Origin of the sequence: Streptomyces sp. NPDC047453 (genome assembly GCF_040643155.1) — a bacterium.
Classification (GTDB): domain Bacteria; phylum Actinomycetota; class Actinomycetes; order Streptomycetales; family Streptomycetaceae; genus Streptomyces.
In genome coordinates this window covers 125,437-137,376 of the sequence record NZ_JBEYTS010000007.1, presented here as the reverse complement: position 1 = coordinate 137,376, position 11,940 = coordinate 125,437, and the positions used below count along the sequence as shown (strand labels likewise).

General features: G+C 71.6%; 9 protein-coding genes. 2 read left to right on the top strand and 7 right to left on the bottom strand.

Translation table 11 applies throughout. The annotated features are described in order from the left end of the window. Positions 1–4 precede the first annotated feature (4 nt). From ABZ818_RS09530 to ABZ818_RS09500, 7 genes are all read right to left on the bottom strand, one after another. Positions 5–2,401 carry an HAD-IC family P-type ATPase gene (locus tag ABZ818_RS09530; protein ID WP_361412634.1) on the bottom strand — a complete coding sequence of 799 codons (2,397 nt, stop codon included), beginning with the start codon at positions 2,399–2,401 and terminating at the stop codon, positions 5–7. A gap of 165 nt (positions 2,402–2,566) precedes the next feature. Next, positions 2,567–3,919, bottom strand: a complete 1,353-nt coding sequence (locus tag ABZ818_RS09525; RefSeq protein WP_361412633.1) for a serine hydrolase domain-containing protein — start codon at positions 3,917–3,919, stop codon at positions 2,567–2,569. A gap of 44 nt (positions 3,920–3,963) precedes the next feature. Then, positions 3,964–4,929 (bottom strand): ABC transporter permease, encoded by a 966-nt coding sequence (locus ABZ818_RS09520; protein ID WP_361412632.1) that lies wholly within the window; start codon positions 4,927–4,929, stop codon positions 3,964–3,966. A 9-nt stretch (positions 4,930–4,938) separates the two neighbouring features. After that, complete coding sequence (locus ABZ818_RS09515; protein ID WP_361412631.1) at positions 4,939–5,886, bottom strand: ABC transporter permease; 948 nt, start codon at positions 5,884–5,886, stop codon at positions 4,939–4,941. Beyond that, positions 5,886–6,899 carry an ABC transporter ATP-binding protein gene (locus ABZ818_RS09510; RefSeq protein ID WP_361412630.1) on the bottom strand — a complete coding sequence of 338 codons (1,014 nt, stop codon included), beginning with the start codon at positions 6,897–6,899 and terminating at the stop codon, positions 5,886–5,888. The genes ABZ818_RS09515 and ABZ818_RS09510 overlap by 1 nt, the downstream gene beginning before the upstream one ends. Continuing rightward, positions 6,896–7,753, bottom strand: coding sequence for an ABC transporter ATP-binding protein (locus ABZ818_RS09505; RefSeq protein WP_361412629.1), 858 nt, complete (start codon positions 7,751–7,753; stop codon positions 6,896–6,898). Before ABZ818_RS09505 ends, ABZ818_RS09510 begins: the two co-directional genes overlap by 4 nt. A gap of 4 nt (positions 7,754–7,757) precedes the next feature. Next, positions 7,758–9,278: an ABC transporter substrate-binding protein gene (locus ABZ818_RS09500; RefSeq protein ID WP_361412628.1), complete on the bottom strand. Its 1,521-nt coding sequence runs from the start codon at positions 9,276–9,278 to the stop codon at positions 7,758–7,760. Positions 9,279–9,460: 182 nt separating this feature from the next. On the opposite strand from ABZ818_RS09500, the gene ABZ818_RS09495 reads away from it, so the two are divergent. Then, on the top strand, positions 9,461–11,059 hold the full coding sequence (locus ABZ818_RS09495) for an amidohydrolase family protein (protein ID WP_361412627.1): 1,599 nt from the start codon (positions 9,461–9,463) through the stop codon (positions 11,057–11,059). Next, complete coding sequence (locus tag ABZ818_RS09490; protein WP_361412626.1) at positions 11,056–11,847, top strand: IclR family transcriptional regulator; 792 nt, start codon at positions 11,056–11,058, stop codon at positions 11,845–11,847. The genes ABZ818_RS09495 and ABZ818_RS09490 overlap by 4 nt, the downstream gene beginning before the upstream one ends. The last annotated feature ends 93 nt before the right edge of the window (positions 11,848–11,940 follow it).

The window sequence follows — 11,940 nt, the reverse complement described above, 5'->3', positions numbered from 1 at the left end:
TCCGCTAGACGGGGAAGCGGCGGCCGGTCCATTTCCACAGGAACTCCAGGACGGCCGCCGCCACCACCGCGATGCCCACCGCGAGCCACGGCATGGCCGTGCCCTCCAGTTTCAGGGCGAAGAAGTCCTGGAACGCGGGCACGGCCAGGACGACGAGGAACGCCGCGCCCATGGAGGCCACCAGCGCGATCCGCCACCAGGTGTAGGGGCGGGCGACGATCGCCAGGACCCACATCGAGACCAGGAACAGCGTGAGCGTGGCCGCGCTGGTCTCCGCGTCCAGGGCGCCCGGGCCGGTGTAGTGGTCGCGGGCGACCAGATACGTCACGAAGGTCGCCACGGCGGCCACCGCCCCGCCCGGTACCGCGTAGCGCATGACCCGCCGTACGAAGTGGGGCCGGGCCCGTTCCGTGTTCGGGGCGAGGGCCAGGAAGAAGGCCGGGACGCCAATGGTCAGCGTGGACAGCAGGGTCAGATGACGGGGCAGGAACGGATACTCCACCTGCGAGCAGACCACCAGTACCGCCAGCAGCACCGAGTAGACCGTCTTCACCAGGAACAGGGTCGCGACCCGGGTGATGTTGCCGATCACCCGACGCCCCTCGGCGACCACGGACGGCAGGACGGCGAAGCTGTTGTTCAGCAGCACGATCTGCGCGACCGCCCGGGTGGCCTCCGAGCCCGAGCCCATCGCCACGCCGATGTCGGCGTCCTTCAGTGCCAGCACGTCGTTCACGCCGTCGCCGGTCATCGCGACCGTGTGCCCGCGTGACTGGAGCGCGCCCACCATGTCCCGCTTCTGCTGCGGGGTGACCCGCCCGAACACCGTGCCCTCGTCCACCACCGGGGCCATCTCGTCCCGCCCGGCGGGCAGCCGGCGGGCGTCGACGGCGGTCCCGTCGAGGCCGACCTTCGCGGCGACCGCGCCCACGGACACCGCGTTGTCGCCGGAGATGACCTTGGCGCGGATGTCCTGCTCGGCGAAGTAGCGCAGGGTCTCGGCGGCGTCGGGCCGCAGCCGCTGCTCCAGCACCACGAGCGCGGCCGGCCGGACGCTCCTGGCCACCTCCGGGTCGTCCAGGTCGCGGGCGGCGTGGGCGAGCAGCAGCACGCGCAGGCCCTGCTCGTTCAGCCGCCCGGTCTCGGCGAGCGCGGGGGCCTCGGCGGGCAGCAGCACGTCCGGGGCGCCCAGCAGCCACGTACTGGAATCGCCGTCGCCCTCGCTGAAGCTGGCGCCGCTGTACTTGCGGGCCGAGGAGAAGGGCAGCGACTCCACGCAGCGCCACTCCTCGCTGTCCGGGTACGCGGCGATGATCGCCTGGAGGGAGGCGTTGGGGCGCGGGTCGGACTCGCCGAGCGCGCCGAGCACCTTGCGCACGTACGACTCGTCGTAGCCGTCCAGCGACCTCAGCTCGGTGACGTCCATGCCGCCCTCAGTGAGGGTGCCGGTCTTGTCCAGGCACACCGTGTCGACGCGGGCGAGGCCTTCGATGGCGGGCAGCTCCTGCACGAGGCACTGCTTGCGGCCCAGCCGGATCACGCCGATGGCGAAGGCGACGGAGGTGAGCAGGACCAGCCCCTCGGGGACCATGGGGACGATGCCGCCGATGGTGCGGGCGACGGATTCCTTGAGGTCGTTGTTCTTCACCACGAGCTGGCTGATGACCAGGCCGATCGCGGTCGGGACCATCATCCAGGTCACGTACTTGAGGATGGTGGAGATGCCGGTGCGCAGCTCGGAGTGCACGAGCGTGAAGCGGGAGGCCTCCTCGGCGAGCTGGGCGGCGTAGGCGCCGCGGCCGACCCTGGTCGCCTGGAAGGCGCCGCCGCCGGCGACGACGAAACTGCCGGACATCACACGGTCGCCGGGCCGCTTGACGACGGGGTCGGCCTCGCCGGTGAGCAGGGACTCGTCGATCTCCAGCCCGTCGGTCTCGACACAGGTTCCATCGACGACGACCTTGTCGCCGGGGCCGATCTCGATGAGGTCGCCGAGGACGATCTCGGAGGTGGCGATCTCGACGGCGGTGTCGTCGCGGCGCACCGTGGGGCGGGCCTCGCCTATGACGGCGAGCGAGTCGAGGGTCTTCTTCGCCCGCCACTCCTGGATGATGCCGATGCCCGTGTTGGCGATGATCACGAAGCCGAACAGGCCGTCCTGGATCGGGGCGACGAAGAGGGTGATCACCCACAGGACGCCGATGATCGCGTTGAACCGGGTGAAGACGTTGGCGCGGACGATCTCGGGGAGGGAGCGGCTGCTGCGCACCGGCACGTCGTTGATCTCGCCGAGGGCGATGCGCTCCGCGACCTCGGCGGAGGTGAGTCCGGTCGTCCGGACGACCGGGACGGGCACGGGGTGCACCGGGTCGAGCTCCGCGCCCGCGTCGATATGCGTCATGCATTCGACGGTACGTGCGGTTGTGCGGCTTTACTCGTCGAGGGGGTGGAAGATCCGACCTGGGGAGGAGAGGCCTCGTACGTCGGTCGTACGGGCGGTGCACGACGGGACGGCCGTCCCCGGGGCGCGGGCCCCGAGGACGGCCGTCCCACCCCTGACGTGGGGTCAGGCGATGCGGCGGTCCAGCCGGCCGTGGTAGCGGATGGCGGAGACGGTCCCGTCGTCCTCGCGGACGAAGCCGACGAGCGAGCCCTGCGCACCGTCCTCGGACAGCGTGACGAGCGAGTCGGGGCCGGCGAGCACGGCCCGGTCGGCGCCTTCCAGCTCGATGACGTACTGGTCCTCCTCGGCCCGCGCGCCGTTGGCGATGATCGCCAGCTCTCCGGGGCGGGCGCCCGGGACGATCGAGACGGTCCCGTAGAAGCCGCAGTCGTAGGTGCCCTGGAGCGCCTCGGCGAGGTCGGAGGGCACCGGCCGGGTGCTCGCGGCCGTGGTGTCGACGCCCGCCGCGTCCAGGATCACCTTCTCCAGGTCGCGGATGAACTCCTCGCCGTGCAGCGAATTGGTCAGGACGGCGTACGCCAGTCCGGTGGACGGTACGAGCACGAGCCGTGAGGCGTACCCGATGGTCAGGCCGCTGTGCGACATGGCCGGACGGCCGCCGGTCTCGCCGAGGTGCCAGGCCAGTCCGATGTCGTGGCCCGCGATGCCCTGGCTCGCCAGGGGCTCGAAGAGGCGCTTGGGGGCCGCCTCGGAGACCGACCAGGCGGCGTACCGCAGCAGATCGCCGGCGCTGGAGACGACGCCGCCGCCCGGCACGTCCCAGCCGGGCAGTTGCCAGTGCCGTTGCCAGCCGCGGTCGACCAGGAGCTCCGGGGAGCGGTCGGGGCCGTGGCCGTGGGGCGCGGCCACCCGGTGGAAGATCGCCTCGTCGGCCGACGTGCAGGTCAGTTCCATGCCGGCGGGCTCGATCACCAGCTCGCGGAGCAGGTCGGCGTAGTGCCGGCCGGTCGCGCGCTCGACGGCGGCGGCCGCGACCATGATGCCGGGGCCGCTGTAGGTGAAGTTCGTGCCCGGGTCGAACATCAGCGGCCGGCCGGCGAAGTGCCGCAGCGAGGCCTGGATGCTGTCGTCGGCGTGGCCGGCCAGCAGCCGCGGCGCGTCGGCGATCATGTTCTGGGCGTCGATGCCGGAGGTGTGCGTGATCGTGTGGCGCAGGGTGATGCGCTCGTCGAGGCCCGAGTCCGGGCCGAGGAGCGGGGCGACGGGTGCGTCGAGTTCCAGGACGCCCTGCTCCAGAAGCCGGCCGATGACGGCGCCGAGCAGTGTCTTGGAGATCGAGCCCACCTGGAAGAGGGTGTTCTCGTCGACGGCGATCGGGTGGGCCACGTTGGTGATGCCATAACCGGTGGCGCAGGTCCGGCCGTCCAGGGCGACCCCCACCGCGGCACCGGGGACACGGTGCTCGGCGAGCAGGTCGGGGACGGCGGAATCGAGCCGGGCGCGCAGGTCGGGCACGGGGGTCTCTCCAGATTCGGGGTTCGTTCCGCGGTCGGCGCGGTTCACGCGCCGGCCGCCGTACGGCTGCGGGGATCGAGCTGGTCGCGCAGCGCGTCACCGAGCAGGTTGAACGCGAGCACGAGCGCGACGAACGCGAGCGCCGGGTACGCCGCCAGCCACGGTTCCGTGAGCATGTACTGCTGCGCGGCCGAGATCATGCTGCCGAAGTCGGCGTCCGGGGGCGCGACGCCGAAGCCGAGGAAGCTGAGCGCCGCGTAGGCGCCCTCGGCGGTGGACAGGTTGATGGCGGTCATGATGACCAGCGGCGAGCTGATGTTGGGCAGGATGTGGCGGCGCAGGATCCACCATCTCCCGCGGCCGCACAGCCGTGCCGCGTCGATGTAGCTGCGCCCGGCGACCTCGATCGTCGCTCCCCGGGCGATCCGGGCGAAGCGCGGGATGATGACCAGGCCGATGGCGAGTGCCGCGTTGACCAGCCCGCTGCCCATGATGGCGAGCACCAGGATCGCCAGGAGGTACTCCGGAATGGCGAACAGCAGGTCGGTGACGCGGGACAGGATCCCGTCCGTCACACCGCGCAGGAAGCCCGCGGCGGTGCCGATCGCGGTGCCCACCACGATGGCGAAGGTGACCGAGATCAGGGCGGCCTCGACCGCGGGGCGGGCGGCGGCGATCACCCGGGAGAACTGGTCGCGGCCGAGGGCGTCGGTCCCGAACAGGTGACTGGCCGAAGGTCCGACGAGCCGCGGACCGGCGTTGAGCTCGTTCGGCGCGTAGGGGGCGATCAGCGGCCCGAGGAGCGCGGCCAGCACGTAGAGCACGAGCACGGCGAAGGCCGCGTTGGCGAGGATGCCGCGTATCGGCCAGCGCCGGCGCACGGCGCGGGGTCCGGCGCTACTGCCCTTCGACGAGGCGGACGAGGCGGACGGGGCGGACGGGGCGGACGGGGCGGACGAGTCGGTGGACGTGGTGCCCTGAGTCGGAGTGCGTTCCGGGGTTGAAGTCATGGCGGATTCCTAGGAGCGCGCGATACGGCGGTCGACGAGCGGGAGCACCAGGTCCACGACCAGGTTGCCCAGGATGAAGGCCGCGGCGAGCACGAGTGCCTGCCCGGTCGCTTGGGTGAAGTCGCGCATCTCGATGGAGCCGAGGATGCCGCGGCCGAGACCCGGCAGGCTGAAGATCTGTTCGACGATGAAGAGGCCACCGACCAGCAGCCCGAAGATCATGCCGATCAGGGTGAGCACGGGAGGCAGTGCCGTCCGCAGCGCGTAGACGTACGTGATGCGCCATTCGGCGATGCCGTTGGTGCGCGCGGTCGAGATGTGCGGGGCGGCCAGCACCTCCAGCATGGAGGACCGGGTCATCTGCATGATCAGCGGCGCGGTGGGGATGCCCACGGCCAGCGCCGGCAGCAGCATGGTCTGCACATTGGCGATCAGGCCGTCGTCGACCGGGATGTAGCTCGGCGAGTACAGGTTCGGGAAGTAGTGCGTGGCCGCGTACAGCGCGAACGAGCCGGAGACGAACGCCGGGAAGGCGAACGCGAACAGCAGCGGCAGCCGTACGGCCCAGACGCGGGCCGACCGTGCGCGGGTGGCGGCGTACACACCGGCGGGGATGCCGATGACCACGGCGATGAGCAGGCCCAGCAGCGCCAGTTCCAGGGAGACCGGGGCCTGCTGGAGGATCACGTCGCGGTTGGCCTGACCGGAGAACGGCGAGGTGCCGAAGTCCCCGCGCAGGGCGTCGCCCAGCCAGTTCAGGTACTGCTCGAGGATCGGCTGGTCCAGGCCCAGGGAGTGCCTGATGTTCTCGATCGTCTCGGGGCTGGCCTTGGAGCCGGCGATCAGTTGTGCCGCGTCACCGGGGGTGAGGGCACGGCCGGCGATGAAGACGAGTGCGGAGAGCGCGAGCAGGACGGCGGCGGCGCCCACCAGTTTGCGCAGCGTGTAGAGCAGCATCAGGCGGCCTCTCCCGAGTCCGAGGCGGGGGTGAGCGCTCCCGGCTTGACGCAGCGGACGAGGTGGCCGGGGCGTTCCTCGACCAGTTCCGGCAGCGTCTCCCGGCAGCGGGCCTCCGCCACGGGGCAGCGCGCGGCGAACCGGCAGCCGGGCGGCGGGTCGATCGCGCTGGGGGGCTCGCCGTCCAGGACGATTCTCGGCAGCCGCGGCCCGTCGTCGCCGGGGAGGCTCGGTTCGGTGGACCGCAGGGCCACCGAGTACGGGTGCAGCAGCCCGGCGTCGAAGTCGGCGGCCGGGGCGACCTCGACCAGCTGGCCGAGGTACATCACGGCCACCTGGTCGCTGAACCGGCGCACGGCCCGCAGGTCGTGCGAGATGAACACGTAGGCCACGCCGGTGCGTTCCTGGAGCCGGCTCAGCAGGTCGAGCACCTGCGCCTGCAAGGAGGCGTCCAGCGAGGTGACCGCCTCGTCGAGCAGGATCAGCTCCGGGCGGCCCACCACCGCGCGGGCGATGCAGACCCGCTGCTGCTGCCCGCCGGACAGCTCGTGGGGGTAGCGGTCGGCGTACTCCTCGGTGAGTCCGACCTCCTCCAGTGCTTCCACGACCCGCCGCGCGCGGGTGGCCCGGTCCACGTCGGGAAGGGCCTCCCCGATGCTCTGCCGGACGGTCATGCGCGGGTCCAGCGCGCTGGCCGGGTCCTGGAACACCGCCTGGACGACTCCGAGGGCGCGGGGGGTGCCCGCGGCGGCGGCGTCCACGCCGACCCGCACGGTGCCGGCGTCGGGCCGTTCGAGCCCGACGATCACCCGGCCCAGGGTCGACTTGCCGCACCCGGACTCGCCGACGATCCCGAGGGTCCGGCCGGCGCCGAGGGCCAGGGTCACGGAGTCCACGGCGTGGACGTGGCGGCGCGGGTCGCGGAGCCTGGCCCGGCGGACCGGGAAGTACTTCCGCGCGCTGTCGACCTGGAGCACGCGGCTGGGCGCCTCGGCCGTCGTAGGGCTGGTCATGCGGTCACTCCTGGTTCTCTGCGGTACGCCTTCGGCTCTCCGCGTGCGGCCGCGAGCAGTGAGGCGGTGTAGTCGTGCCGGGGGTTGGTGAGAACGTCCGTCACCGGGCCCTGCTCGATGATCTGGCCGCGGTACATCACCATGACCTGGGTGCACAGTTCGCCGACGATGCCGATGTCGTGGGTGATGAGCAGCAGCGACATCCCCGCGGCGGTGACGCGGGTGCGCAGCAGGTCGACGATCTGCGCCTGGACCGTGGCGTCGAGCGCGGTGGTCGGCTCGTCGGCGATCAGCAGCTGGGGCCGGTTGATGAGCGCCATGGCGATCAGCACCCGCTGGCGCATACCGCCGGAGAGCTCGTGGGGGAAGCTGCGGCGCTTCACCGCGACATCGGGCAGCCCGACCTGGCGGAGGATCTCCTCGGCGATGCCGGTCGCCTCGCTCCTGGACACCGCGTGATGGGCCCGGACGACGTCGGTCAGCTGCTTGCCGACGGGGAAGACGGGGTTGAGGCTGGCGAGGGGGTCCTGCGGCACCCGCGCGATCCGCGTGGAGCGGATCCCGCGCAGGCCGGCCGGGTCGAGGCGGAGCAGGTCGCGTCCCCCGAGCGAGATCGACCCGGACACGACGTTCGCGTTGTCGGGCAGGGTCCGCAGGATCGCCGAGGCCAGGGTCGACTTGCCCGACCCGGATTCACCGACGAGGGCGACCCGTTCGCCGGCGGAGATCTCGAAGCCCGCCCCGACGACGGCGGGGACTTCGCGGTCGCCGCGTCGATAGCCGATGGTCAGATCGCGTACCGAGAGGGCTGCCGTGTCGGCGGGTGCGCCGGGCGCTGTCTGCGCGGTCGTCATCGCGCTACTCCTTCGTCACGTCGGTCAGGAAGGTGCGGCTCTGGCTCGGCGGTACCGTCACGTGGTCGAGGACGTTTCGGTAGGCGGCGAACGTGTTGGTGGCGAGCAGGGTGACGGTCGGGTAGACGTGCGTCGCCTCGTACTCGGAGATCTTCGTCAGTGCCTGCTGGTAGGCGGCCTGGTCGCCGGCGGCGCGGGCGTCGTCGAGCAGTTTCCGCAGCTCCGCGGGCGTCGGACCCTGCCGGCCCTCGGCGGGCAGCACGTACTGGATCGGGTTGGAGTAGTACGACTGCGCGTTCCAGGAGAGGTCGTAGTCCGGCCCGGTCAGCTTGGAGCTCCAGGCGGCCCGCTCCAGGGGCAGCAGCTTGACCTTGATCCCCACCCGGGCGAGCTGGGCCTGCATCAGGGTCATCAGGTTGTCGGTGCCCGGGTCGTACCCGCTGATGTACATGAGCGTGGTGGAGAACCCGTGCGGATAGCCGGCCCGGCTCAGCAGCTTCTTGGCCCGGTCGAGGTCCGGCTGGGAGTACGGCAGCCGGTCGACGGAGGGTGCCCAGGCCGACGACGGCGGGATGTAGACGCTCGGCCGGGCACCGTCGTGGTAGGCGCCCTCGGCCAGCTCCCCGCGGTCGACGGCGAGTGCCAGCGCCTGCCGTACGAGCTGGTTGTCCAGCGGCTTACGGAGGTTGTTGATCTGGAGGAAGATCGTCGAGTCGGTCTCGACCTTGTCGAGGGCCACGTCGTGGCGGCCCTTCAGGGCCGCGGCGCTCGCCGCGTCGGGGAACATCAGGTCGATCTTGCCGACCTGGAGATTGGCCACCTGGGTGGCGACATTGGGGATGTACAGCACCGAGAGGGCGGGCGCGGCGGCCTTCTTGCCCCAGTAGTCGTCGTTGCGTTCCAGCCGTAGTTCGCTGTTGGCGCGGTACGACGTCTGCTTCCACGGCCCGGTTCCCACCATGGTGGTGGCCGGGTTGGACGCGTCGGCGTGCCGGCTCATGATCGCGCACCCCCACACCAGGGGGTTGGCCATGTTGTTGATGAATCCGGCGTCCGGAGTCTTCAGCTTGAAACTGACCTTCTCGGCGTCGACCTTCTCGACGCCCTTCAGCGTCGGGAACAGCTCCTCGTCGATGCCGTCCGAGCCCTTGTGCAGCCGGTCGAAGGAGTAGACGACGTCGTCGGCGGTGAGCGGAGAGCCGTTGTGGAAGCGCACACCGTGGCGCAGCGTGAAGGTGTAGGTCAGACCGTCCGCCGACTCGTCGTAGCCGGTGGCGAGGGCGGGCTCGACCCGGCCGTCGGCGGTCGTGGTGTAGAGGCACTCGTAGGAGAGCTGCCAGGCGAACCGGTCGGCGTACATGCTGGAGCCCTGCGGGTCCAGGGTGCTGGGCGCCGTCGTCTCGGCCACCACCAGGCCGTCCGGCCGCGCGCTGTCGGCCATCGGCGCGGAGCAGGCCGACAGCAGAAGGGCGGCTGCGAGGCACGGAGCACTCGCCGCGATGGCGCGTTTGCGCGCTGGGGGCATTCGATCCTCGTTTCACCTGCGCCCTGGGTGAGCGCGACCCCAATTACGTTGTGCAGTGCAGAACTTGGTCTTGCAGTGCACGGGGCATGAATACAATGCTTGGCGTAATCGGCGCAAGACCCTGCAGGCCGAGCGAAAGGGGAAGACACCCATGAGCCGACGGCCGGCCTTCCGAGGTGACGATGACTGACGCGACCTCAGAACCACCCCCCGATCTGGTCCTTTGCGGCGGGACGGTGGTCGACGGCGGCTCCGGGCCACCCCGCGTGGCGGATGTCGCGGTCCGCGGCGAGCGCATCGTCCACGTCGGCCCGGACGCCAGGCGGTACGCGGCCGCCGCGACCGAGGTCGTCGACGTCTCCGGGCGCCTGGTGCTGCCCGGCTTCGTCGACGCCCACAGCCACGCGGACGGCCGCCTCGGCGACCCGGCCGTGACCGAGGCCCATCTGCGGCAGGGCGTGACCACCGTCGTCGTCGGACAGGACGGCGTCTCCTTCGCACCGTCCTGCGCCGCCACCGCCGGCGAACTCGACCGCTACTTCTCGGCGGTCAACGGACCGCGGCCCGGCGCCCTTTCCGCCGACGCGTCGACGGCCGGACTCCTGGCCCACTTCGACACCGGCATCGGCGTCAACGCGGCGGCCCTGGTGCCCGCCGGCAACATCCGCGCCCAGGTCGCCGGTTTCGCGCCGCGCACGCCGACGGCGGACGAACTCCGGCGCATGCGCGCGCTGGTCGCCCGCGGACTGGCCGACGGAGCGGTCGGGCTGTCGACCGGCCTCGAGTACGTCCCCGGCGGTTTCGCCGACGCGGCGGAACTCGCCGAGTTGTGCCGCCCGGTGGCCGAAGCCGGCGCGGTGCACGTCTCCCACATGCGCGGATACGAGGAACACGCGCACACCGGCATCGAGGAACTGAGACGGATCGCGGCGCGAAGCGGCGTCGCCACCCATGTCTCGCACTTCCACGGCCCGGCCGCCGCCCTGCGGCCGCTGCTCGACTCCGCCCTCGACGCCGGACTGGACTTCAGCTTCGACAGCTACCCCTACACACGCGGCAGCACCATCCTGTCGATGCTCACCCTGCCTCCGGAACTCCAGACCGGCCGTTCGGGCGGGACGCTCGCCCTGCTGAAGGATCCCGCCACCCGCCGGGAACTGGGCCGGACCTGGTTCCCCACCCTCGGAGACCTGCCGGAGCGGGTGATCCTCGCCTACACCGCCGCCCCTTCCTGGAGATGGGCCGAGGGGCGCCGCCTGACCGAGGTGGCCGCCACGGTGGACCGGCCGGTCGGCGAGCTGATCTGCGACCTGCTGGTCGACTGCGAGTTGGGGGTCGGCTGCCTGGTGCAGCAACCCGCCGCGAACACCGACGACGACGTCAGCGAACTCGCCCAGCACCGCGTGCACATGGCCGGCTCGGACGGCATCTTCATGGGCGGCGCCCCGCACCCCCGGGCCTACGGCGCGTTCGCCCGGTTCCTGCGCGACCAGGTGATGGAGCGCGCCAACTGGAGCTGGACGGACGCGGTCCAGCACCTGTCGACACGGGCGGTGGCCCGGTTCGGGCTCGGGGACCGTGGCCTGATCGCGACGGGGAAGATCGCCGATCTGGTCGTGCTCGATGCCGGCCGCGTCGCCGATCTGGCAACCTACGACGACTCACTGCAGTTCGCGGACGGTGTGGACCACGTGGTGATCGGTGGCGCGTTCGCACTCCGCGACGGCCACCTGCGCAACGCCACGGCCGGCCGCGCGATTCGACGAGGAGGCTCGTCTTGACCGACCGGCTCGCCCCCACCCCCGGCGCACGCAACAACTCGGCCTCGCTGCGCCGGGCGCTCGGAATCCTCATCAGGCTCGGCGACGACGTCGAGGGCCGCGGCTGCACGCTCACCGAGCTGGCCGCACAGCAGGGCCTGAGCAAGTCCACGGTGCTGCGTCTGCTCCAACCGCTCGTCGACGCCCGCTTCGTCCAGGTCCTGCCGAGCGGCGCGTACCGGCTCGGCTGGCGCAACGCCCAGCTCGGCCAGGTGTATCTCGCCGGGAACGACCCGCACCGCGACACCCGCGACGTGCTGAAGGGCCTGTCGGAGGCGACGAGCGAGACCGTTCACGTGGTCACGGCGGACTTCCCGCACGTGGTCTACGTCGACAAGGTCGACAGCCCGCTTCCCGTGCGGATGGCCTCGCGGGTCGGCAGCACCCAGTCGGCGTACTGCACCAGCGTCGGCAAGGCCATGCTGGCCTACGCCGACGACGCCGTGGTCGACGCGGTGATCGCGGCGGGCATGGCCCCGCGCACCGAGAACACCATCACCGACGGCGACGCGCTGCGCGCCGAGCTCGCCAGGTCCCGTGCCCGCGGCTGGGCGATCGACGACGTCGAGAACGAGGCGGGGGTGCGCTGCGTCGCCGCCCCGGTCTTCGACGTGACCGGAGCCGCGACCCATGCGATCAGCGTGTCGGCGCCCGAGGAACGCATGCCACCGGAGCGGGTCTCGCAGGTGGTGCCCCTGGTGAGAGCGGCGGCCCGCGACATCTCGCAGCGGTGGGGAGGCCGCGGATGACCACGGCGCCCCGATGACTGACCCGGCCGGAACCCGCTCGCGCGGCGCGGCCGAAGCCCGACCAGGTTCCGCTGACCACACCCGACCAACGGC